Origin of the sequence: Streptomyces sp. NPDC052020 (assembly GCF_040680575.1) — a bacterium.
Lineage (GTDB): Bacteria > Actinomycetota > Actinomycetes > Streptomycetales > Streptomycetaceae > Streptomyces.
This window is the reverse complement of the sequence record NZ_JBFAWY010000005.1, coordinates 192,643-216,688: the sequence shown is the minus strand read 5'-3', so window position 1 is coordinate 216,688 and position 24,046 is coordinate 192,643. Positions and strand designations below refer to the sequence as shown.

The window sequence follows — 24,046 nt, the reverse complement described above, 5'->3', positions numbered from 1 at the left end:
TGTGACGGGTTCTCGCTCGTGGGAGGTTGGATGAGGGGGCTTCGTGCCTGCCGGGAGACGGCGTGGCAGGGGGTCAGCCGAGGGGCTCGACCTCGGTCCTCAGTTCGCCGGCGACGCGGCGGGCGAGTGCCTCGTACTCCTCGCGGCTGTCGGCGCCCAGGACCACGAAGGCGCACCACTCGGAGGGGTTGGTCCGTTCGACACGGTCTCCGACGCCGCGCAGCCGCTGCGCCCGCAGAACGCCGTCGACCGCCAGCATGTCCTCCACGGTCGGGATGGCCGCGATGCGTCCCGCCCGCGGGGGGCGCAGATGGAGTGCCCCGAGGCAGGGCTTGCTGGGACGGGGCTCGGGGATCCGCCCGGTCACCGTGGCACGGGCGATGGCCGTGTGGATCTCGTAGCCGAGGTACTCGCTGATCACGGCGCCGATCCAGCCGCCCGCCATGCGGGAGGCGATCTCGGAGAAGACCAGCTCGCCGTCGGGCCGTTCGAAGAGCTCCAGGTGGGTGGCGCCGTGGGTGATGCCCAGCGCCGAGTTGACCTCGTGGTGCAGCTTGGTCACGCGCCGGTACAACTCCGGAGCCTCGTCCTCGGTGATGAGGTAGCTGCCGTCCTCCGGGGTCCCGTCGGGCCCGGGTGCGGCGTCGGGGTCCAGCAGGGCCAGTCGCGGGCGGTAGTAGGTGCTGATGAGCAGGTAGAGCGGACGGCCGTCGTGCCACAGCGCGTCGACGTGCAACTCGCTTCCGGCAACGAACTCCTCGGCCGTGAGCTGGTGTGACTTGAGATGCGGGTCAGGCGCGATGCCCTCCAGCACCGACCGCAGTTCGTCCGGGTGGTCGACCCTGACCGCGCCGATGGTCCCGGAGCCGGCCACCGGCTTGACCACGATCGGGAAGGCGAGCCGGTCGCGTACGGCGGCCACGTCGTCGGCTCGGGAGGGATCGGCCAGCGTGACCCAGTCGGCGGTCGGGACGCCGGCCCGGCGGACACGCTCCTTCATCAGCCGCTTGTCGCGGAAGGAGACGTGCCACAGGGGGTCGTCGGCCAGCCCGAGCAGCACCCCGAGGTATCCCGCGCCGAACTGGCTGAACTCGGTGAAGCTCACGATGTGGTCGACGGCCACCCCCCGCACGACGAGGTCCGTGGCGACCGCCGCCATTTCCTCCAGGGAGTCGAAGTCCTTGATTTCGTACACCCGCTCGACCTGGGTGAGGAGTTCCCGGTCGGGATTCATGAACGTGGTGTCGAAATGGTCCAGGATGAGGAAGACGTGCGGGGTGAGGTCGAGCATGCAGCGGACCAGCGGTTCGCTCCATTTGCAGATGACTACGTGAGGGTGTCCGGCGGAGGAAGGCATGGCACATCCAGGCGGAGAAGGCGATGGGGGCGGGGAAAAGGACCGGGCCGACGGGTGGGGCGGACTACTGGATCCGGAAGGAGAATTCCGAAAGGACGCGAACCGCCGTCTCGCGCAGGGCCGGCTCGCTGTCCGCGGTGATCAGGAACGCCGCGAAGAAGTTCTCGTGGTCGAGGGAGCTGACCCGGAAGCCGTCCCAGACGTACCCGTCGACCACACCGGGCAGCCGCGTCATGCGCTCCAGCGGGGTGGCGTCGACGACCAAGCCCACCTCGCGGGGTTCGACGTTGACGAGACCGACCAGTTCGTCGTTGCGCTTCACCGTACGCAGCAGAGCGGGGTCCTCCTCGCCCAGCGCCATGAGGATCATCTGTTCGACCGCGTCGATGCCGCAGGTCCGCCGGATGGCGGCGGGATACACGCCGCCGGCGACCCGGGGGTTGATCTCGATCAGTTCCGCGGAGCCGTCCTCGGCCACCCGGGCCTCGACGTGCAGCCAGCCCCTTGCCAGTCCGAGGTCCGCGCACAGGGCGCTGACCCTGCCGATCACGGTGTCGGCGCCGGCCCGTACCCCGCCCGGGGGCAGCGGAGAGACCAGCACGCCGGTGTCGTGGTTGCGCCGCTCATCGCGCGCGCTCTTGTCGGCGAGAAACAGGCCGTGGAACTCGCCGTCGAGTACGGGACCGTCGATCGAGATCTCGACGCCGTCGATGTGTTCCTCGACGATGATCTCGAAATCCGGTCCGGCCGCGCCGGCGATGTCCCGCAGGTGCCGCCCGAGCTCCTCCTCGTCGTCGGCCCGGCGCACCAGCCGCGAGGCGCCCGAGTCGACACACGGCTTCACGACGACCGGGTAGGCGGGCACCGCCGAGGTGTCGTACGCGCCTGCCCGGCCGCTGTCGAACCAGAGCGAGGACAGCCCGAGACGACGCATCCCGGCCCGCACCCCGGCCTTGCTGACCAGCACCTCGCGTGCGCTTTCGCCGCCCGGCAAGCCGTAGTGCCGGGCGAGCCGGGCCTGCCAGCCGATGAGCGGATCGACCAGGTTGACCACGCCCGCTGGGGTCACACCGGCGGCCTCGACGGCCGTCACCGCCCGGGGGAGGCTCGCGCCGTCCCAGTCGACGACCACATGGGCGTCGCACGCGTCGCGGTTGATGTCGTCGGGGTTCTCCGAGACCAGGACCGGCCGCCTGCCGAGGTTCCTGAGCAGCTCCGCCACGTGGCGGACCCCGCCCGCGGACCTCTTCGAAAGGACGAGTACGTCTTGAGACTGTGGCATCTGGGCATCTCTCCGGTTCAGTCGATCACTTCTCGGGTCGGCCGTCGGCACCGGGCACGGTCGGGAGGGGGGTTCCTTCCTCGTCCCGACCGCGCTCCCGCGGCGTCGTCCACCTGCACGCGATGCCGCACCCGATCGCGGCGATGCCGCCGGCGAGCATGATCGTTCGGACGCTGGTGACCTGGGCGAGGACGCCGGCGGTGAGGGCGGCGAGCAGGGCGGCTCCGTAGCTCGCCGCCTGGGTCGTCGCGTACACCCGTCCGATCAGCGCGTGCGGGGTGACCCGTTGCAGGTACGAGGTGACCGCCACGTTGTAGACGAAGGTGGCCGCGCCGATGGCGAAGAAGGAACCGAGCGCGAGCCAGAGCCCCGGGGCCAAGCCGAAGGCGGCGCGCGACATGCCGACGCCCACCAGGGACAGCACCATGGTCGGACCCGTGCCGAGCCGGGCGGCGACGCGCGGCGCGACCCAGCCGCCCAGGGCGCTGCCCACGGCCGCCGCCGTGAACAGCAGGGCGTATTCCTCGTCCGTCAGCCGCAGGTCCTGCTTGGCGTAGACGACCAGCAGGGCCGACCCGGTGAGCAGGACGAAGTTCAGGGCCGCGGAGGTCAGCGCGATGGCACGGACCAGAGGCGTGTGCCAGATGGCGGCGACCCCCTCGCGCAGGTCGCGGCCGACCCCGGAGGCAGCGGAGCGGATGGTCCCCGTCCGGATGCGCGGCCGGGCACCGGGTCGGCCCGTGACGGGCGCGGCGGGCCCGCGCACCATGAGGACGAGAACCATGGCGCCCGCGAAGGTGGCCCCGTTGGCGAGGAACGGCAGGCTCGCCGACACCCCGATGAGGAATCCCGCGACCGGGGAGCCCAGGACGTCCTGGGCGAGCATGCGTGCGATGAAGAGGCGCGAGTTGCCCCTCTCCAGTAGCCGTTCCGGAAGCAGCTCCGCGAGAAGCGGCTGTGCGGCGCTGTCGGCGAACACCTCCAGCAGCGGGAGCAGCACGGCCAGTGCGTAGACGGAAAGGAGGTCGGTCTCTCCGTCCTGAACCAGCAGCGCGAACGCCAGGACCAGCAGGGCGCGCAGGCCGTGGGCCACCGCGATCACCCCTCTCCGGTCGAGACGGTCGACCATGACGCCGGCGAGCGGACCGACGAGCAGCCCCGGCAGGGCGGCGAATACCGCGATCAAGGTGATGTCGACGGGGTCGTCACTGACGGAATAAGCGATAAGGGGGAGCGCCACGATACGCATCCCGTCGCCCAGGTTCGCGAGCGTGGCGGAAGACCACAGGGTCCAATACCGCTTGCCCAGTACACCTTCCACCGTTTCCCCCATCAGATTTCCAACAGACCGCCTGAGATTCGCCGGGCGTTTACCACCAGCCATTGATAAGAAGTTGCATCATTCCTCCTTGCGCATTGGACTGCCTTTTTCGGAACACCGGGCGGCTCCCCGCTCGGTGACGAAATCATCGCCCGAGAAAGAGGGGCGGGTCCAGCTTTCTCGACTTCGTCCTTTCGCCTTGGCGCCTGCCGGACACGACGGCAGGACATCTCACGATCCGAGACACCCCAGGCAGCACCCGCCGCACCGGGAAGGAGGTGCCACACACCGGAAGTAAAGTTGAATCCGCAACAAACACTTAAAAAACGCAGATGGTTGGTGTACTGTCACGGGCGACCGCCGGGGCCGTTGGCGCCCCGGCCAGCAGGAATGCCGGCCCCGTCCGGAGGGCCGGCAATGAATACGAGACGTATTCAAGGGGGGTTGTTCATGGGAGCAGGCACCGATTCCGCAGAGGCGTTGAGCCAGGTGTTGTATCGCACCGCGCGCGGCCGATGTTCGTGGGAACCAGATGACGTGGCCGAGGAAATGGCGTGCTCACCCCTGGAAGCGGAGCAGGCGATCCGGCGCCTGAAAGAGATGGGGCTTCTGCTACCGGCCCCTTCCCACCCGTCCGGATACCAGGTAGTGCGGCCCGGGAATGCCCTCTCGCGCCTCATGTCACTCGAACGGGAACTCACCGAGGGGTGGATCCGGGAACGGGCGCATCGTCAGGAACAGATCCTGGCCCTGCTGCGGGAGTTCCCGCTGCATACCGGACCGAGCCCCGAGGCGACCATCGATCTGCTGCCCAGCGGGGCCGCGGTGAACGACTACATCGAGGAGCACACGCTGGAGGCCAGGGTGCAGGAACAGGCCATGCACCCCGGCGGGGTACCGCCCGTGGAGCTCGTGGACCAGATGATCCACCGCGATGTCGCCGCGCTCCAGCAGGGAGTCCGCCTCCAGGCGATCTACGCCCACCACCTGGCCGCGGTGCCGCATCTGCACGAGTACCTCACCGAGGTCGGCCGGCACGGGGCGGACGTACGCGTCGCTCCCGCCGTGCCGTTGCGCATGCTCGTGATCGACGACGACCTCGCCATCCTCCCGATCGACCCCCAGGACACCGCGCGGGGCGCGTTCGCCATCCGCAGCCACCAGGTGATCGGAGCGCTGCGCGCCGTGTTCCGGTTCCACTGGGCCGCCGCCGCACCGCTGACCGCATCCTCCGAGCGGCAGGAGGTCAGCCATCTGCTCAGCCCGTCCGAGAAGATGGTCATCCACATGATGGCGATGGGAACGAAGGACGAGGCGATCGCCAGGCAGCTCGGCGTCTCCACCCGCACGCTGAGCCGCAAGATCTCGCAGCTGCTGGACCGGCTGAGCGTGCAGACCCGCTTCCAGGCGGCGGTGAAACTCACGCGTGCCGGCGTACTGGACATCACGGAGTCCTCCCTCCAGAGCCTGGCCGGCTGAACCCCGCTTACGCGGCCTGGCGGCCCGGGTGCCGGGCGTGGAGGTAGACGATGCCGTACAGATCGGTCCGGCCCTCCGCCCGCAGGACCTCGCCGGCCGCGTCGCAGTAGTCGATCGCCGCGTCCCCGGCGGCAGGCACCTCCTCACCGGTCACGAGATCGTGACCGGTGAGGTCGTAGCCGATGGCACGGAGGAGCCCCAGGAGATCCGCGGGGTCGTGCCCGTTGGCGCGCAGACCGTCCGGCCAGAATTCCAGCCAGATGTCGGGGCGGGCCGTCTCCAGCACGCCTCGGGCACCCTTGAGCGCCTCCAGCTCCCAGCCCTCCACGTCCAGCTTGAGCAGGTCCAAAGTCCGTCCGGCGAGGCGGTCCGCGCACACGTCGTCCAGCGTGATCACGGGCACTGTCACGGAGTCCACCGGGGCGGGCACCAGACTGGGGTTGAGCGCGTGGCAGGCGAGGTTCGTCGCGCTCCGCCACAGCTCCAGACTGCCCGGCGCCGCCCCGGCGGCCGCCGCCACGATCTCGACGTTGTCGTGACCGTTCGCGGCCATGTTCCGTGCGAGCAGCCCGGCCATCACGGGCTCCGGCTCCATGGAGACGACCCGCCCGTGCCGGCCCACGTGGTGGGCGAAGAGCGAGGCGGTGTAGCCGTAGTTGGCGCCCACGTCCAGCACCGTCGCCCCCGGCCTCGTGAGCAGGCGCAGCAGCCTGGTCTCGTGCTCCCAGCTCACTCCGGAGGTCAGCACGTCACCGTAATGGCTGGCGTCCTCCCGCAAGACCGTCAGCCGCGCGCCCCACCCGGTCTCGATGTCGACCTGTGTGAATTCCCGCATCATGCGCACCAGCCCTGGAGAGAGTCAACGGACGCCCTCGGCGTCCCGACCCCATCCTTGGCGAACGCCCCACCCGCTTCCAGCCTTGCAGGCGTCCCAAACCTGCCATGTCGGGAACACGCCAGGTCCGCGGTGTCCCGCTCCGCGGGCGGCATGCGCGTCAGGAACGCTGCCACGTCTCCGGGTCGGCGCTGCGCTGTTCGCCCGTGGCGAGGTCCTTGACCTCGTGTTCCCGGTCCTCGGAGAACGGGGGGAACCAGACGAACGGGATGCCCTTGCGGGAGGCGTACCGGATCTGCTTCGCCACCTTGTCCGCCTGGTGGTACAGCTCGACGTTCAGGCCCCGGCCGCGCAGCCTGCCGGCCACCTCGGCGGCGGCGGCGCGGCGCTCGTCCGAGGGCAGCACCACCAGCACGTCACTCGGGGACGACGGACCCGTCGTCACCAGGCCCTCGGCGAGCAGCTTGGCGAAGATGCGGGTCAGACCGATCGACATGCCGATGCCGGGCAGGCTGCGGCGGATGAAGGACCCCGCCAGGTTCTCGTACCGGCCGCCGGAGCAGATGCTGCCGTAGTTCGGCCAGTCCTTGAACTTCCCCTCGTAGACGGTCCCCGTGTAGTAGTCGAGACCCCGGGCGATGGACAGGTCCGCCACCACGCTGCCCTCGGGCAGATCCCGCAGCGAGTCCATGACGAACGCCAGCTCGTCCAGCCCTTCGGCGAGGAGGTCGGAACGCACTCCCACGGCCCGCACGGCATCCGTGACGGTGGCGTGCGTGGCACGCACGGAGGCGAGTTCCAGGCAGGCTCCGACCTGCCGGTCGGTCAGCCCCACCTTGACCGAGAGCAGCTCGCCGACCCCCTTGGCGCCGATCTTGTCCAGCTTGTCGACGGTACGGATGACCTCCAGCGGATCGTCGATGCCCAGTCCCTGGTAGAAACCCTGGAGAACCTTGCGGTTGTTGATGCCGAGAGCCCACTCGGGAAGGTCCAGGCCCGTCATCACGTCGTGGATGACCCGCGGCAGCTCCGCGTCGAAGTGCAGCGGCACGTGGTCGATGTTGATGACGTCGATGTCACACTGGGTGAACTCCCTGAAACGGCCCTCCTGAGCCCGTTCACCGCGCCATACCCGCTGGATCTGGTAGCGCTTGAACGGGAACACGAGATCGTTGAAGTGCTGCGCCACATAACGGGCGAACGGCACGGTCAGGTCGAAGTGCAGACCGAGCCGGGAGTCCGAGGAGTCCGCGGCGTCCTCTTGCAAACGCCGCAGCGTGTAGACCTCCTGCGACGTCTCGCCCTTCGCCATCAGCACGTCGAGGGACTCGACGGACGGCGTCTCGACGGAACAGAACCCGTACCTCTCGAAGCCGGCCCGGACCACGTCGAGCCAATGCTGCTCCACGATCCGCACCTCGGGGAGCCACTCGGGGAAGCCACTGATTGCCGCTGGGCGGACCATCTGCTGGTCGGTCATCTGTGCCGCTTTCCTTGATACGAGATACAGGGACGGATGGACGTCACAGAACCCTGGGTACACACCGTCCTGTCTACGTCAACGTCCTTCGCGGGGAACCGAATCATGGTACGTGCCGGTCCGGACGAGGCCGCCGGCCGTCCACCGGGGGGACGACCGCCTCGCCGGGCCGGCCTGACCGGGGACCCGCCGGATCGCGCCCGAGCGGGATCGGTGTGGCGCTCGCCGGCGCCCACAAGGCGGGCCCGGGGTGCGGGACGCCGGCATCGGCGCCGCGGCGGCGGAGGCCGCCGGCGGCGCCGGTGCGGAGCGCCGTCGGCGCTTGAACGGGTTCGAAACCCGGCTGTCCTGTGGTGATTCCCCCTGCTACTGTCGCCCTGCTCGCGCGGGGATGAGCGGCGGTTCCATGAGCGCCCCCCTTGCGTCGACTGCCCTGGGGAGGGACTCTTTCGTGAATCGTCCGCTGAACGGGCGGGCCCGGCGCCACCGGCATGCGCTCGGCCGTATCGCTCTCACCGTCACGCTCGCCGTGACCGCCGCAACAGGCACCGCCGCGGGGACGGCCGCCGCCACGGGGACGGCCGCCGCCGAAACCCCCGGCGCGTTGTCCGATCCCGTCGTCATCAGCCCGGGCGCGCGCTTCGTGCCCCGCGCCACCATCGTCCTGAACGCCGGCGAGACCGGCTTCCTCACCGCCCAGGAGGGCGACGACCGGCTCCGCTGGATCGACTACGCCACCGGTGCGACGACCGTCCTCGACCACCGGCTGCCCGAGCCCCTCTCCTACGACGTGGACGACTTCCGTTTCTCCGCGTACCCGGCGGACTTCGGCCACGGCTCCGACACCGTCGCCCTCTACTCGCCGTCCCCGGCCCCGCACGTGACGCTCCAGCGGGTGGCCGACGGCGGGCCGGCGGTCACGGTCCCGATCCCGGACGGCCAGACGTACGTCGCCACCTACGGCGACACCGTCATCACCCGGACCGGTCCGGAGAACGCCGCGACGGGCCTGCACCTGCTGCGCGTGGAGAACGGCGAGGTGCGGGACCAGAGGCTGGAGGGTCTGCCGGAGGGCTGGAACCTCTCGGTCGGCGAGGGCGACGCCCGGTCCGTCGCCGTCCGCGCGATCAAGTGGGAGGACACCACCATGTCCCAGGGGTGGTGGGTCGTCGACCTCGCCACCGGCGCCGTGAAGGCGCTCGCCACGCACGGCGAGAGCGTCTCCTTCGACCGGGACACCGTCTTCCACCTCGGCGCCCCGGAGCCCTACGCCGCCCAGGTGTACCGCCGGGACGACCTGGACGCGGAGCCCACCACCCTCGACCTGCGGGACATCTCCTACGACGACACCGTCCGGCCCTTCGCCGGCGGCCTCGTCACCGTCTCCCGGCCGAACCCGGGCAACAACGAGTACCGGGGCAACAAGCTGTTCCTGCACGACCTCGACGGGACGCTGCTGGAGCCCCTGCTGGACGTCGCCTCCCCCACCCTGCACCGCACGCCCGACGGCTCCCTCCTGGTGACCGGCGCGGAGGAGGAGACCGACCGCGGCCCCCTCGACTGGGGGTACTACCTCCTCACCCCCGCCGCGGACGGCACCATCGCCCGCAAGCGCCTCGCGGACATCGAGGACCGGGAGGCCGAGCCGGCCGGTATCTCGCTGGGCAGCGGCATTCTCACCACGGCCGACGACTCGCAGCTCTTCATGCCGCACACCTACGTCGGCGGCTACCGGAGCACCTGGCTGAAGACCTCCGGCCGCCCCGAGGAGCTGAACTCGACCGTCGACGGCCTCGTGGCGGGCCGCGACAGCGACTGCGGCGACGCCGAGAGCGGCTACTGCGTGACCATGTTCGCGAGCGGTGACGGACACCACGGCCGCAAGGCCGGAACCGAGCAGGACGTCACCATGCTCTACCGCAACGGCGCCGCCTCCTGGGGGCCGCGGGTGACCTCCGGACTCGGCAGCCCGGAACTCGTCGACCTCTCGGGCCGGTTCGGTGTCGTGGACCAGGCGTGGGGCGGTCAGCAGGCGGTCCTCCACTTCAAGGACGGCGACGCCGGGAGCGTGCTCATGAAGCGGGAGCCGGTCGCGGCCTCCGTCTGGGGCGACACCCTGTGGAGCGCCGACGGCAGCTGGGACGACCCCGGCTCGGGCCTGCCGACCACGGTGGCGGCGAAGAACCTGTCGACCAGTGCCGCGGTTGAGAGCTTCGACGCGGGGTGCGTCCCCCGCGAGCTCCAGGCCGTGGGCCGCTGGGTGTACTGGCAGTGCGACGACTCCTGGCCCAACTACAGGGGCGGCGGTGTCTACGACCGGCAGGCCAAGCGCTCCCTGAGGCTCGGTGCCGCCAAGTCGCTCCTCGGCGACGGCTACCTGGTCCGCCACTCGGACGCGGCCGGCCTCACCCTCGTCGACCTGCACAACGGCCTCCCGGCCGGCGGCACGGAGGCGGACCTGCCGCGGCGGGTGGTCGTCACCGCCGCCGAGCTGGGGGACCGGACCGGGCGCCGGTCCGGGTGGACCGTCGACCGCTTCGGCGGTCACGTCGCCTACACGGGTGCGGACCGCCGGGTGCGGATCGTCCCGTCGGGCGTCCCGGCCTCCCGGATCGCCGTCATCGACGCCGACACGCCCGCCCTGGACATCAAGGCCGGCGCGTGGAAGCCGCGTTGGTGGCTGTCGAAGCCGGCGGCGTCGTGGTCGCTGACGCTGAAGAACAAGGCGACCGGCAAGACCGTGCGGACGCTGTCCGGCGGGGAGGCCCGGGGTCTGGTCGCTCCGTCGTGGGACGGCAGGGACGCGGCCGGGGCGTACGTCCCGAACGGTGCTTACACCTGGACCCTGACCGCGAAGCCCGCCGACGGCGTCCAGGCGGACCTCTCCGCCTCCGGGACGGTGCCGGTGACCGGCGGTGCCGCCGTGTGGCGCGACATGGCCGGTGACGACGGGTTCGGCGACCTGCTGGCGACGGACACGGCCGGGGCCGTGTCGCTGTACCGGGGCACCGGGACCGGCGCGCTGTCGTCCCGGATCGCCGCTTCCGGCGACACGTTCGCCGCCGGCTCCGTGCTCGTGCCCGTCGGGGACGTGGACGGCGACCGGTGCGCCGATGTGCTCGTCCGGGTGGGCGACCAGCTGCGGGCCTACCGGCCGGGGTGCGGGAAGATCGTCACCGCCTCGTCGCCGTACACGCCGATCGGCGCCGGCTGGGCCCAGTACGACCAGCTGACGTCGCCGGGTGATGTGAACGGGGACGGATTCGTCGACCTGATCGCCCGCCAGGCGTCTACCGGCGACATCTACTTCTACGCCGGGACGGCCGATCACCGGCTGAAGCCCCGGGTGCGGATCCAGACCAACTGGAAGCTGTACAAGCGGATCGCCGGGGCCGGGGACCTGAACGGTGACGGGCGTGGCGACCTGCTCGGGCTCGACTCCGCCGGTGTGCTGTGGCGGTACTACGGGACCTCCACCGGTGGCGTGACCCCGCGGGTGCGGGTCGGCGGCGGGTGGGGCGGCTACTCCGCTCTCGTCGGCACCGGTGACCTGTCCGGGGACGGACGCGCCGATCTGCTGGCGCGGGACACCGCCGGGAAGCTGTGGCGGTACGCCTCCACGGGGGCCGGTACGTACGGCGGCCGGGTACTGATCGGCACCGGCGGCTGGAACGGGTTCAAGGGCCTGTTCTGACGTTCTGACGCCCACGTACGCGCGAGGCGCTCGGCTGGAGGGTTCCGGTCGAGCGCCTCGCGCTGTTCGGTGCGGTCAGCGGGTTCCGTCCGCGGCTCAGAAGGCGCCGTTCAGGTTCCACCAGTCGGTGCCGGTCACGACTCCCCGCTCCAGCGCGCCGGTGCCGCGGCCCGCGTACACGAGCAGGCAGCCGGCGCCCCGGCACTCTTCCCCGACGTAGTTGCCGGTGGTGGTGGTGACGAGGTCGGAGCGGCCGTCGCCGGTGACGTCGCCCACTCCCAGAAGGGCGGCCATGGCGTTCCAGCCGCCGTTGCCGACCAGGACGCGTCCGCCGAGGGCGCCGGTGCGGCCGGGGTAGAGCCACAGCTTCCCGGTGGACGCCTCACGGGCGTACAGGTCGGGGTGGCCGTCGCCGTTGGCGTCGCCGACGCCGGCGAGCGCGTTCATGGCGTTCCAGCCGCCGGTGCCGATCAGCTTGCGGGAGCCGAGGGTGCCGGCGGAGGTGCCGGGGTAGAGCCACAGCTTGCCGGTGGCCTTCTCGACCGTGAGCAGGTCGGAGCGGCGGTCGCCGGTCAGGTCGCCGACGGCGGTGATCCGGCTCATGGCGTTCCAGCCGCCGGTGCCGATCAGCTTGCGGGAGCCGACGGAGCCGGTGCCCGTGCCGGGGTAGAGCCACAGCTTGCCGGTGGACGCCTCGCGGGCGATGACGTCCTCGCGGCCGTCGCCGCTGAAGTCACCGTGCCGGACGAGGGCGTTCATGGCGTTCCAGCCGCCCGTGCCCACCATCCGCCCGGTGGTGTCACCGGGCAGCAGCCACAGCCGGCCCGCCTTGTCCCGGACGAGGAGATCGGACCGGCGGTCGCCGTTCAGGTCACCGAAGCCCGCCGCCCGGGGGGCGGGTGTCGCGTACCAGTCCGGGTAGGCCGGGGAGGAGCACTCCCGGGCGCTGGGGACGAACTTCACCGAGCTGACGGCGCCGCCCCCGTTGCCCCACTCGGTGCCCGCGGGGTCGGGGGCCCACACGTCGGCGCCGCCGGAGGTCTCGCCGTAGTTCGGGTCGTCGTACAGGCAGGCGTACCTGGAGGTGCGGTTCACGACCGCCCGGAAGGTGTTGTCCCAGCTCCCGAGCGTCGCCTTGTCGGTGTTCGTCTTGAACATGGTGCCGGTGCCGTCGTACGTCTTCCAGGCACAGAAGTAACCCGACGGGCAGTCGCCGATCGCCGCCTGTGCGGGCGACGCGCCCGCGCCGAGGAGCCCGAGCGAGGTGAGCCCCAGCGCCGTGGCCAGCGTGGCCAGGCGTCGGAGCAGGGGTGTGCGCATGTATTCCCTCCCTGACGCGGCGCGGAGAGACGCTCAACGCGCCGCGGATGGACGATATCCCGCCAACGCGATCACCGGTCCGCGCGGGGCGCCCCGGCCACCTCGGGTGGCCCGCAGGCGCCCCGCCCACGGCCCCGTGTTGCCGGGCGCCGGGCGCCGGACCCCTGGTGCTGGGCACCTCACACCGTTTCGAGTCGCGGTTCCGGTCGCCTCGCCGGGGCCGGTGCCTTCGTCTCCCACCGTTTCGTGGTCCGTACATAGCCGTGGACCACCGACGCCGTCGCCAGGAGGAGCAGCGGTCCGCACACCCACGGATGTCCGGCCATCGGCACCGCCAGATAGCGCGCCGACAACAAGAGCGCGGCGAAGACCACCGTCCCGTGCACGGCCAACCGGATCCCCGACCGGTCCCAGCCGCGGTCGAGCGAGCGCAGCGCCGTCTCGATCGTGAGCGTGAAGACCACGCCGGCCAGGAGGTCGATGCCGTAGTGGTAGCCGAAACCCAGCGTCGCGCCGAGCGTGGCGATGAGCCAAAACGTTCCTGCACAGCGCAGGAACCGCGGTCCCGTGCGGGAATGGAGGAAGATCGCGGTGGCCCACGCCGTGTGCAGGCTGGGCATGCAGTTGCGGGGGGTGACCTCGTCGTAGGTCACCGGGTGCGGGGTGCCGATCGGCGGGAGCGTGTCCGGCCACAGGTTGGCCACGGCCCACTCCTCACCGCCGGTGCCGAAGGCGCCGGTGCCGTAGGTGAAGACCGGTCCCACCACCGGGAAGATCATGTAGATGCCCGGCCCGAGGAGGCCGATGGTCAGGAAGGTGCGCACCAGGTGGTGGCGCGGGAAGCGGCGCTCGGCCGCCACGTCGCGCAGCTGGTAGAGCGCGACGACGACCGCGGCCACCGCCAGCTGAACGTAGACCCAGTCGAGCACCTGGGCGCCTGCCGGGCCCGCGGCCGCGACGATCCGGCCCACCACCCATGACGGATTGCCCAGCGCGTGATCGGCGGTCGCCACGTACGGGTCGAGCACCTCCGGGCGGGTCTTGGAGGTGATCAGCAGCCAGGCATCACCCGTCTTGCGGCCGGCCACCAGCAGCAGGCCCAGGCCGACACCCTTCAGCAGCAGGACCCGTTCCCGGCCCGTGCGGCGCGTGACGGCGATGACCGCGCAGCCCAGGATCACCCACAGCGCGCCGTTGCCGAAGGAGTGGCCTTCGGTGACCTCGGCGTCGAGCGCCCACCGCACCAGCGAGAAGGCGATGTCGACGCCGATGGCGGCACCGGCCGCGAGGAACCGCTGCCGCCAGGTGAGCACGACCATCGTCAACGCCAGGCCGGCGTACAGCAGAGGGCCCGATGCCGGAGGGTGGACCACCTCCCGCGCCTGGTTGGTGATCGGCCCCGGCAGGCCGTAGTGGCGCGCGGCGATCTCCAGCGCGATGAGGAAACCGAGGGCCGCCGCGCTCACCGCGGCCCACAGCGGTGCCCGTGACCGGCGCCACGCCGCGAACAGGACGTCACGTCTCGTTCGCGTAGATATATGCGTTTTTTCAGATATCAATTGTTCAGCCGATTTACTAGGTTTTCAGGCACTGGAGGTTCGCCCGTGACGTCCTCGACGGCCGCCCGTGGCGTTCGCCGAGGTCCGCCCGTGGCGTTCTTGACCGGTGCGGGACGGGCCGCAGGATGACGCCGCGCACCGCGCCGGGTTAGACGGGCCCGGACACGGCGAGGTTGTCCTCCTTACTGCGGTTCACTGCGGCTCACTGCGGCTTACTGCGACTCAGTGCGGCTCACTGCTGCCTGCTGCCGCTTACCGCCTCTCGTCAGGGCGTTGCCGGACGGCCGGCACGCCCATGATCCCGGACGCCGCGGGCGGCGTCAGCCCGCGCAGGGCGAGCCCTGGGCCTCGCTGGACTGGCCCTGGCGGTAGGCGCCGCAGGCGAGGACCGCTTCGGGCTGGTTGCCCGACTGACGCAGCAGGACGAGGGTCTTGTCGTGGGGCGGGGCGTTGGCGCCGTCGTAGGAGACGTATCCGGTGGCTCCGTGGAAGGCGATGCCGGTGCCGAGGACCAGGCGGACGGAGGTGCGGTCGACGTCCGGGTCGGCCCGGCCGGCCTGGCGGACCGCCTCCGACAGGACGTGGAAGGCGTCGTAGGAGACCGCGGAGTGGCCGTCCTGCCGCCAGGGGTCCGTGCCCTTGGTGGTGTTCTTCACGTAGGCGTCGTAGTCGGCCACGAACTGCACGGTCCGGTCGCTGGCGGCCGGGTCGTCGGCCGGCAGCCGGTGCGCGGAGTAGTACAGACGCAGCCAGTCCTTGTTGGCGAAGGCGCCGGTCTGCGCCACGTTGGTCAGCTCGTTGCCGCCGAGCACCGTCACGTCGCGCGCGGTGCACGTCCCGGCGGTGTCCATGGAGTTGATGAGCGCGGTGAAGTCCTTGGCCCTGGCCGACCAGTACACCACCGAGTCCGGCTTGTCCGCGAGCGCGTCGCAGAGCTCCCGTGCCAGCAGGGCGGCGTCGGGCTGCCTGACGGCTCCGCTCAGCGGGGTGGGGCCGAAGTCGCCTTCCTGGTTGAAGTCGAACGCCTGGTAGGTACCGTCGAAGGCGTCGACGAACCGGCGGGCGAGGCTGTTGCTGTACAGGTCGCCGGAGCTCTCGATCACGATCGCGTGGTCGGCCGGGGTGCAGCGGTTCTCGGAGCCGGGCTCGGCGACGATGTTCTTCGTGGCCGCGAAGTCCGCCTCGATCCGCGCCTCGCGGGAATTGAACGGTGTGGACGGCCAGTAGGTGTGCGCGGCGGAGCCGTCGAGCATCTCGTCGGCGGTCGCGGTGGTGCCGATGGTGGGGACGCCCGCCTCGCCGAGGACCTGGAGGGCCGCCTTGGTCTCGTCGCGGCTCTGCGCGTAGCCCAGGACGCCGATGACGCGCTCGGACTCCGGGACGCGCTTGTCGTCCGCCAGTTCCGCGACGAGCCTCTTCGCCTCCTTCTCGGCGTCGCGGAAGGCGACACCGGCCTCGCGGACCTCCACGCGCAGGGGGATGAGGGAGTCGTCGGCGGCGGCCTCGCGGTTGAGCTTCTCCTGCCACATCGCGATGCCGCGCAGCTCCGGGATGGTTCCGTCGAAGCGTGTCTCGTCGTCGGTCGTCGGCGGGTCGGACACGAAGGCGACGGCCGTCCGCACGGTGCGGCCCTGTCGGGCGTACTGCTCGGCGCGCGCGTTCTGGTCTTCGATGGTCTTCACGGCCGCCTTGTACCAGGCGGTGGTCTCCACCGGGACCGGCTCCGCGGGCGCGGAATCCGCCACGGAGCCGGTGCCGCCGAGGCAGTCGCGCGACGGCGGGAAGAAGACGGGCGGGAGCAGCAGTCCCGCGGCGAGCAGGGCGAGTACGGCCACCCCGCCCACGATCGCGGTGGGCACGTACCGGCTGAACCGGAACGTCCTCGGCCGGACGGGCAGGACGGGTACGCCGCCCGCCGCCAGGGCGGCCTCGGAGACGGTGACCAGGACCGGGGGCTGGCCGGCGGCGCCGTCGTCGGCGAGGCGCACGCTCGCCTCCGGGAAGGTGCTCTCGACCGGGTCGCCCAGCTCCCGCAGCAGCTCCTCGGAGGGCACGCCCACGGCGATGACGAGCGGGCCCGGCGGCCCGGCGGTGGCCTGGGCGCGGCGCAGGGACCGCAGGAAGCGCTCGGCGGCGCGGGCGCCCGGCTCTCCCGCCGGGGGCAGTTCCACGAACAGCACCGGGCGGCTGGTCCTGCGGCGCCGGCCGGGCAGGATGCGGCCGATCGCGGGGCGGCGCAGGTCCTCCAGCAGGGCGCGCAGGACGAGCCAGTCGAGCTCCTGGAGCGCCTCCTCGTGGGCCGGGTCGTCCATGAGCTGGACGGAGCGCTCGGCGGCCACGCGGTCCATCACGCGGAAGAGGTTGCCGCTGCCCTGGGCCACCGGTTCCGCCGCGAGCCAGCCCCGCATCACCTTGCGGGAGATACGGCGGGCCCACAGCCACCGGGGGAGCAGCTGGACGAACGACAGCCAGCTGAGGCCGGCCAGGAAACCGGCGAGCCCGTCGAGCGACGGGCCCTCCATCCTGGTGAAGGCCAGCGGGCCGCCCCGGTGGGCGCGCCGCTCCCCGGCGTGCAGCCGCAGCCCGGCTTCCTGGTTCGCGTTGGTCGCCCACTCCTGCGGGTTGGACCTGATGTACTCCACCAGGTCGCACATGATGTGGAAGCGCGGGAAGCGGCGAGGGGTCATGTGCTGCGGCGTACTGCGGTACAGCTGCGTTCCGGCGCTGACGGAGAGCAGCCGGGCGTCGGCCTCCTCCCCGGTTCCGGCCGGCAGGTGGGCGAACGGCACCCGCTGCCGCAGCGCTCCGGTCAGGGCGGTGACGACACCGTCCACGCCGCCGCGGTACGACGCCCGCGGCACGCGCAGGAGGAACAGCGGCGGCGTGGTCTTCAGCTTGGCCCGGTTCTCGTACCCGGGGGCCACGGTGACCCGGAACTCCCGTACGAACTCGATGGCCTGGTCATTGGGAAATCTAGGGTCGCCGATGGGTGCGGTCATGTGGAACTCCCCCGTGTTCACTGATCAGCGCACGGGCCGGCGGACGGCACCGGCTCCGGCTGACTCGACCTGCTGCGTGCGTGCGACGTCGGAGACGGCGGTGGAGCCGAGGCCGTCGAGGACGAGAAGAGGAAGTTGAGGATAGCCGCGTTGTGGCGGGGGTCACAACGGGGCATCGGGAGCGTCCCGGCGGCCGGAGGGCCCTCGGCGTCCCGGTCTCCGGATGGGTGGGACGGGATGCCGCCCGCCCCTCGCGCGGACCGGCGCCCGGGGCCGCGGGGAAGGCGACGGGGCTACGTCACGTGACGGCCGGCCGGGGGGCTCGGTGGTGCGGTCCGCCGTCGCGCGGACCGGGCAGGGCGCGGGCGCGGAAGGTGCGGCGGTAGGTGTCCGGGGGGACGCCGACCGTGCGGTTGAAGTGGCGGCGCAGGGTCGTCGCGGTGCCCATGCCGGTGGCCGTCGCGATGGCGTCGACGCTGTCGTCGGTGGTCTCCAGCAGTTCCTGGGCGTGGCGGATCCGCTGGGACAGCAGCCATCGCAGCGGGGTGGTGCCGGTCACCGCCCGGAAGTGGCGGCCCAGGTTGCGGGAGCTCGTGCGGGCCTGGCGGGCCAGGTCCTCCACGGTCAGCGGCTGGTCGAGCCGTGCGAGCACCCAGGGGAACAGGCCGGCGAGCGGATGGCCGGCCGGGTCCGGCACCGGGGTGGAGACGAACTGCGCCTGGCCGCCGTCCCGGTGCGGCGGTACGACGAGGCGGCGGGCGACGGCGTTGGCGACCGACGCGCCGTGGTCGAGGCGGACCAGGTGCAGGCACAGGTCCATGGCGGCCGCCTTGCCGGCGGAGGTGAGGACGCTGCCGTTGTCCACGTAGAGCACGTCCGGGTCCACCGTCACCCGGGGATGGCGGTCCGCCAGGGCCCGGGTGTGCGCCCAGTGGGTGGTCGCCCGCCTCCCGTCCAGCAGGCCGGCGGCGGCCAGGACGAAGGCGCCCGTGCACAGGGAGACCACCCGCGCGCCCGCCTCGTGGGCCGCGCGCACCGCGTCGGCCAGAGCGGCGGGCGGCTCCGCGTCGACGTCGGCCCAGCCCGGGACGATCACGGTGTCGGCGTGCGCCAGCCGGTCGAGGCCGTGGTCGGGTTCCAGCCGGAACCGGCCGGCCCGCACGGCCTCCGGCCCGCAGAGGACCAGGTCGTACCAGGGGCCCTCTACGGCGACCGGAGCGGGGCCGAACACCTCGCAGGCCAGGGCGAGTTCGAGGTGCAGCATCCCGTCGGTGACGGCCAGCGCGACAGTCTTCACGTCCGGAATTGTATGGGTCACGGCGTTCCGGACACTCACGGTGGGACGCCCGGCCTCGACAGGATGTCCACGACGGAGCGCGGCGGATCACCGCGGCGGGCCGTTGCGGCGGATCACCGCCGCGGATCATTTCGATGGCGAGGGGGACATTCATGGGGTCGGGACCGACGGTGGCGGTGTACGGCGCGTACGGGCACACCGGGCGCTTCGTGGTGGCACAGATGCGGGAGCGCGGGTTCACACCGGTTCTCTCCGGCCGCGACGCCGGCAGGCTGAAGGAGCTGGCGGCCTCCGGGGCCGGAGCCGAGGTCCGTCCGGCGAGCGTCGACGACCCCGCCTCGCTGGACCGCGCGCTGGCCGGCGCGGCGGCCGTCGTCAACTGTGCCGGGCCCTTCGCCACGACCGCCGCCCCGGTGATCGAGGCGGCGCTGCGCGCCGGGATCCCGTACGTGGACGTGGCGGCCGAGATCGAGGCCAACGCCGACACGTTCACGCGCTTCGGGGACCGTGCCCGTGCCGCGGGAGCGGTGATCGTCCCCGCGATGGCCTTCTACGGCGGCCTCGGCGACCTGCTGGTCACGGCCGCGATGGGTGACTGGACCTCGGCCGACGAGGCGCACATCGCCTACGGGCTGGAAAGCTGGCACCCCACCGCCGGGACCCGGGCCGCGGGCGCGGTCTCCCGGCGGCGGCGCGACGGCCGGCGCGTCCGCTACGCGAACGGGCGGCTGGAGTACCGCCACGACGAGCCGCCGGCCCTGGAGTGGCCCTTCCCCTCCCCGATGGGCACCCGGGCCGTCATCGGGGAGTTCACGATGGCGGACGTCGTCACCGTCCCCAGCCACCTGTCCATCCCCGAGGTGCGCACCTACATGACGGTCGAGGCGGCCCGGGACATCGCCGCCCCGGACACGCCGGCACCGGCCGCGGTCGACGAGCGGGGACGCTCCGCGCAGACCTTCCTCGTCGACGTCGTCGTACGCTCCGGGGGCCGTGAGCGGCGCGCCGTGGCGCGGGGGCAGGACATCTACGCCGTCACCGCGCCGCTCGCCGTGGAAGCGGTGGACCACATCCTCACGGGGCGGACCAGGACGGCCGGTGTGGCCTCCGCCGGGGAGATCTTCGACGCGCCCGGCTTCCTCCGCGCGCTGTCCGCGCACCTCTCCGTGGACCTGCCGCCCGCCGCCCGAACGGGCGGTGCCTGACCGGTCCCGGCGGCCCCAGGGCGTGCCGGTGCCTCGACGCCGGGTGCGCGGCCGGCGCTGGCAGGTCGTCCCCTGGCCATCGACGAAGCCCGGTCGTCGGTTGGGTCCCGGGCGCGTTCCCCGGGCCGCCCCCAGACAGACCGGGGATGCAGCCATTCCCTTCAGAGCTGGAACCCCCGGAAGCCGGCCGCGCGTGGGGAACCATAGCCGCGGGCACTGACAACGGGCCCTGACCGGCCGGCGGACGTCCGCGCCCGGCCGGGCGGTGGGCCGGCGCACCCCTGACTCGGCGGCGTCCAGTCGCAGTTGATTGCCCGTTAGATCCTTCCGGTCGTCCGGCGAAAGGCACACTGGGACCACGCGGGACGCGGCGACGTACTCGGGGGCTTCAAGGTGACGGTGTCGGTGAGAGTGTCCTACGCCTGGCGCTGCGCGGAGTGCGGCAGGGGGTGCGAGGCTCCGGTGTGGCGCGTCGTCGACGCCCGCGAGCGCGCCGACGTTCTCGGCGGCCCCGGTGATCCGGACGGTTTCGGCCCCGGTCTGTGCTGGGTCGCGTGCGACGGCTGCGGCGCACGGGAGCACATCGAGGCGCCGCTGCTGGTGCTGCGCCCCGGGGCCGCGGTGCCGGCCTTGTTCGCGACCTCCGTCGCGGAGCTCCAGCGGGACGCCTCGGCCACCGCGGCCGAGCTGGTGGGCCAGGCCGCGGCCGCCGGGGCCTTTCGCGGCGCGCCCCTCGCCGAGCAGGTGATCCCGCTGCCCCGCAGGCTGCTGCCGTTCGTGCTGAGCCGGGACGTGGACCGGGACCTGGCGGACCCCGAGGCGGCGTGCCGGGAACTGGCGCCCCACGGGCCGCCGACGGTCGCCAACTACCGGCACTTCCTCCAGTGTGTGGGCGGAGGACCGGAGCGGGACCCGCGTCGCGGAACTGCTGCACGCGGTCACGACCGGCCTGCCGGACCGGCTGGCCGAGCCGGTCCGCGCGCACCCCGAGCTGACCGGCGGCACCCTGGTGCGCGACGCGGGCCTGGAGGAGCTGCGCGCGGCCGCCGGCACCCCGCTGGAAGCGGCGCTGCGCGTACGCCAGCGGCTCCTGGACGACCTGTGCGGCGGCCGGGTCGATCCCGGCACGGCGATCGGCCGCTACGCCGCGCCGCTGGGCGCCTTCGCCGGTGGCCTGCGGGCCCGGCTGTACGCGATGTACCACGAGGTGCGGGCCGCCGCCGGCACGGACGTGATCCCGCTCGCCCGCGAGGCGCTCGGACTGGCCGGGCGGCTCGGCGAGGAGGAGGTGGAGACGGAACTCGCCGCGAGACTCGGCGAACGCCTGGTGGCCGCCGCACGCACCGGGCTCGACGCCGCCGGCCTGTCCGAGGCGCTGCGCGTACTGGGACTCGCCCTGGCCCGGCTCCCCGAGGGCAGCCCGCAGTGGGCCGAGGTGGCGAACAACCTCGCCGCCGCCCAGCACCTGCGGGACGACGGCGACCGGCTGGAGCGCTGGGAGGCCGCCCGTGACCTGCTCACCCGTGCCGCCGGGCTCGACCGCCGCGCCCACCCCGAGCACTGGGCGCGGATCCAGACCAACTACGGGCTGCTGCTGGCCGAACGCCCGGGCGGCGGCGCCGCCGATCTCACCGCGGGCATCGGCCGCGTCCGGGCCGGTCTGGCGGAGAGGTCCCCCGAGCGCGACCGCGTCGACTGGGCGTACTCCCTGCTCAACCTGGGACTGCTGCTGTACCGGCGCGCCGGGCCGGACGACGTGCGGCAGGCGGAGCGGTGCTGCCGGGACGCCCTGCGGCACCTGCGCCCGGACGACGACCCCGTGCTGTGGTCGCAGACGCAGTGCAACCTGGCCGACCTGCTGCTCGCCCGCGACCCGGCGGACCCGCGCGGGGCCCGGGACGCGGCCGCCGCCGTACTGGCGTGGGACGCCGGGCACCCGGGCCTGCTCGACACCGGCCGCGTCACCTGGCTCCTCGCCCGGGCCACCGACCGCCTCGACGGGCCCGGCGGCCCCGAGGGCGTACGGCTGCGCCGCGCGGCCCTGGCGGCCGTGCCGCCGCGCGTCTCCCCGTCCCTGCACCTCGCCATCGCCCGGGAGGTGCTCGACGCCCTGGCCGCCGCCGGAGACTGGACCGGCGCGGCCGAGGCGGCGTCGGACATGCTGACCGCCGTCCACGCGCTGTACGACGCCCAGGTCACCGCCGCCGGCCGCCGCAGCGTGCTCGCCGAGGCGACCGGGATCTCCCGCTGGGCCGCCTTCCTGCTGGCCCGCGCGGGGCACCCGGACCGGGCGGTCGTGGCGATCGAACGCGGCCTGGCCTGCGAGCTGTCGGTGGTGACCGGGCGAGCCGCGGTGGACCTGGAGGCGCTGGAGCGGGCCGATCCCGCGCTGGCCCGCCGCTACCGGCAGGCCCGCGAGCGGTACCGGTCCCTGGCCGCGCGAGCGCCCGCCGCCCCGGCGGGCGGGCCCGCGGCGGGAACCGTCCTCGCGGCGGGGGCGCAGGCGGCGGCGGAGCGCGCCGTGCGCACGGTGATCGGGGAGATCCGCGCGATCCCCGGCTTCGCGGACTTCCTGCGCACCACCGAGCTGGCGGACATCGTGCGGTCCACCGGCGGCACACCGCTCGTCTACCTGGTGAACGCGCCCTGGGGCAGCTGCGTCCTCACCATCCCCCGCGGGGCGGACGCCCGGGCGGCCGGCGGCGGCACGCCCGGCGCCGCCCCGCGGGCCCCCGCCGTGCGGGCGTGCTTCGTCCCCGAGGTGAGCAGCGCCTCGATCGTCCGGCTCCTGACCCTGGACCCGGCCGGCGGCGGCCCGGGGCTCCTCTTGGTCCAGCAGGCCGACGCGGCCCGGCGCCGCCGTCTGCTCCCGGCGGCCCTGGACCGCCTGCGCGACCTCCACGTGAACACGCCGGCGTCCATGCCGGCGTCCTTGCCCACGTCCTTGCCGTCGTGCTCCCCGCCGCGCCGGAGCGTCGTCCGTAACCGGGACGGCCTCGCCGTTCCCGCGCCGGCCCCCGTCATGCGCTTCATCCGGTCCCCCCTCACAGGAAGAAGTCCTGTCCACGAGTCTGGACACCTCCGGCCCCCGCGACAAGACACCGCCCACCGGGGAAACGGGCACCCGCGACCCCTCGAACGCGGGTCGAACGCGAGGCGGCAAACCCTGATGAGACGTGCGCGGTCCCGTGAGAGGCTTGTGATCATCGGTGGCACATGACATGTGCCGTTCAGTCGCATCCGCATCCCAGGGGGGACACTGCATGATCAGCACCCGACGTCGCCGTGCGCTCCGGGGCGCCCTCACCGCCACCGCCGTCACGGCCGTGCTGGCCACCGCGGCGGGCACGGCCCTCGCCGCCGGCGACCCCGCCGGGACCGACCGGCCGCGGGCCGCGGCCAGGGCCGAGCTGCGCGCCCGGGACGCCCAGGCCGCGGGGGTGAGCGCCCGCGCGGCCGGCACGGTGGAGACGCCCAGCTTCTCCATGCGGGCGGTGGACAAGCAGAGCGCCTACCTCTACCTGTACTTCCCGGACCGCCAGGGCGGCTTCGGGCCCCGGGAGCCCGTCGAGGTGAGCTTCGACGCCTTCGCCGACGTGATCGACGTCGACAACGACAAGGACGGGTACGGCGACGGCACCTGGTACGTCTACAAGGACGGCAGGCTGAACTACAGCTACATCGACGACGACCTCGGGTACCACAGCAGCCAGGTCGGCAAGGGCTGGAACATCTACTCCACGATCCTCTCCCCCGGTGACCTCGGCGGAGCCCCGGAGGCCGACCTCATCGGCCTCGACGAGGCCGGGGTGCTGTGGGGATACCTCGCCTACCCGGACGGCACGCTCACCACGCGGACGCGGATCGGCGGCGGCTGGGGCCAGTACACCCAGCTCGCCGGCCAGGGCGATCTGACCGGCGACGGCACGTCCGACATCGTCGCCCGGGACACGTCCGGCGTCCTGTGGCTCTACCAGGGCACCGGCGACTACAAGGCCCCCTTCGCCACCCGCACGAGGATCGGCGGCGGCTGGAACGTCTACGACCGGCTGCTGTCGGTCGGCGACCTCGACGCCGACGGCAGGACGGACCTGGTCGCCCGGCAGCCGAACGGCGACCTGTACCGGTACTCGGGCACGGGTAACGCCGCGGCCGTGTTCGAGAAGCCGGTCAAGATCGGCCACGGGTTCCAGATCTACAACCTGCTGTAGCGGCGGA

The 24,046-nt window shown here is 72.6% G+C and carries 14 protein-coding genes; 5 read left to right on the top strand and 9 right to left on the bottom strand.

Translation table 11 applies throughout. The features are described from left to right. Window positions 1-73: 73 nt before the first annotated feature. The 3 genes from AB0L74_RS06915 to AB0L74_RS06905 form a co-directional block, all read right to left on the bottom strand. A complete protein-coding gene (locus tag AB0L74_RS06915; protein ID WP_365646490.1) occupies window positions 74-1,357 on the bottom strand; it encodes an ATP-grasp domain-containing protein in 1,284 nt (427 codons plus the stop codon). 64 nt (window positions 1,358-1,421) lie between these two features. Next, window positions 1,422-2,639: an ATP-grasp domain-containing protein gene (locus AB0L74_RS06910; RefSeq protein ID WP_365646487.1), complete on the bottom strand. Its 1,218-nt coding sequence runs from the start codon at window positions 2,637-2,639 to the stop codon at window positions 1,422-1,424. A 25-nt stretch (window positions 2,640-2,664) separates the two neighbouring features. Further along, window positions 2,665-3,960 carry an MFS transporter gene (locus AB0L74_RS06905; protein WP_365646484.1) on the bottom strand — a complete coding sequence of 432 codons (1,296 nt, stop codon included), beginning with the start codon at window positions 3,958-3,960 and terminating at the stop codon, window positions 2,665-2,667. A gap of 678 nt (window positions 3,961-4,638) precedes the next feature. Between AB0L74_RS06905 and AB0L74_RS06900 the strand changes: the two genes are divergently transcribed. Next, the gene (locus AB0L74_RS06900) at window positions 4,639-5,439 is read left to right on the top strand and encodes a LuxR C-terminal-related transcriptional regulator (RefSeq protein ID WP_365646482.1); all 801 of its coding nucleotides are present in this window, start codon (window positions 4,639-4,641) and stop codon (window positions 5,437-5,439) included. A 7-nt stretch (window positions 5,440-5,446) separates the two neighbouring features. Here AB0L74_RS06900 and AB0L74_RS06895 read toward each other — a convergent pair whose 3' ends face one another. Both AB0L74_RS06895 and hisS read right to left on the bottom strand, forming a co-directional pair. After that, a complete protein-coding gene (locus AB0L74_RS06895) occupies window positions 5,447-6,277 on the bottom strand; it encodes an FkbM family methyltransferase (protein WP_365646479.1) in 831 nt (276 codons plus the stop codon). A gap of 157 nt (window positions 6,278-6,434) precedes the next feature. After that, on the bottom strand, window positions 6,435-7,754 hold the full coding sequence (gene hisS, locus AB0L74_RS06890) for a histidine--tRNA ligase (RefSeq protein WP_365646476.1): 1,320 nt from the start codon (window positions 7,752-7,754) through the stop codon (window positions 6,435-6,437). A 451-nt stretch (window positions 7,755-8,205) separates the two neighbouring features. On the opposite strand from hisS, the gene AB0L74_RS06885 reads away from it, so the two are divergent. After that, window positions 8,206-11,448: an FG-GAP-like repeat-containing protein gene (locus AB0L74_RS06885; protein WP_365646474.1), complete on the top strand. Its 3,243-nt coding sequence runs from the start codon at window positions 8,206-8,208 to the stop codon at window positions 11,446-11,448. Between the two features lie 96 nt (window positions 11,449-11,544). On the opposite strand, the gene AB0L74_RS06880 is transcribed toward AB0L74_RS06885, so the two are convergent. The 4 genes from AB0L74_RS06880 to AB0L74_RS06865 form a co-directional block, all read right to left on the bottom strand. After that, window positions 11,545-12,768: an FG-GAP-like repeat-containing protein gene (locus tag AB0L74_RS06880; RefSeq protein WP_365646471.1), complete on the bottom strand. Its 1,224-nt coding sequence runs from the start codon at window positions 12,766-12,768 to the stop codon at window positions 11,545-11,547. Window positions 12,769-12,947: 179 nt separating this feature from the next. Further along, the gene (locus tag AB0L74_RS06875; protein ID WP_365646469.1) at window positions 12,948-14,234 is read right to left on the bottom strand and encodes a phosphatase PAP2 family protein; all 1,287 of its coding nucleotides are present in this window, start codon (window positions 14,232-14,234) and stop codon (window positions 12,948-12,950) included. Window positions 14,235-14,647: 413 nt separating this feature from the next. Beyond that, window positions 14,648-17,326 (bottom strand): ABC transporter substrate-binding protein, encoded by a 2,679-nt coding sequence (locus tag AB0L74_RS06870; RefSeq protein ID WP_365646466.1) that lies wholly within the window; start codon window positions 17,324-17,326, stop codon window positions 14,648-14,650. A gap of 298 nt (window positions 17,327-17,624) precedes the next feature. Further along, window positions 17,625-18,623, bottom strand: coding sequence for a helix-turn-helix domain-containing protein (locus tag AB0L74_RS06865; RefSeq protein WP_365646463.1), 999 nt, complete (start codon window positions 18,621-18,623; stop codon window positions 17,625-17,627). Window positions 18,624-18,775: 152 nt separating this feature from the next. Between AB0L74_RS06865 and AB0L74_RS06860 the strand changes: the two genes are divergently transcribed. From AB0L74_RS06860 to AB0L74_RS06850, 3 genes are all read left to right on the top strand, one after another. Continuing rightward, window positions 18,776-19,828 (top strand): saccharopine dehydrogenase NADP-binding domain-containing protein, encoded by a 1,053-nt coding sequence (locus AB0L74_RS06860; RefSeq protein ID WP_365646460.1) that lies wholly within the window; start codon window positions 18,776-18,778, stop codon window positions 19,826-19,828. Between the two features lie 886 nt (window positions 19,829-20,714). After that, the gene (locus AB0L74_RS06855; RefSeq protein WP_365646457.1) at window positions 20,715-23,048 is read left to right on the top strand and encodes a hypothetical protein; all 2,334 of its coding nucleotides are present in this window, start codon (window positions 20,715-20,717) and stop codon (window positions 23,046-23,048) included. Window positions 23,049-23,091: 43 nt separating this feature from the next. Beyond that, window positions 23,092-24,039, top strand: coding sequence for a VCBS repeat-containing protein (locus tag AB0L74_RS06850; RefSeq protein WP_365646453.1), 948 nt, complete (start codon window positions 23,092-23,094; stop codon window positions 24,037-24,039). Window positions 24,040-24,046 lie beyond the last annotated feature (7 nt).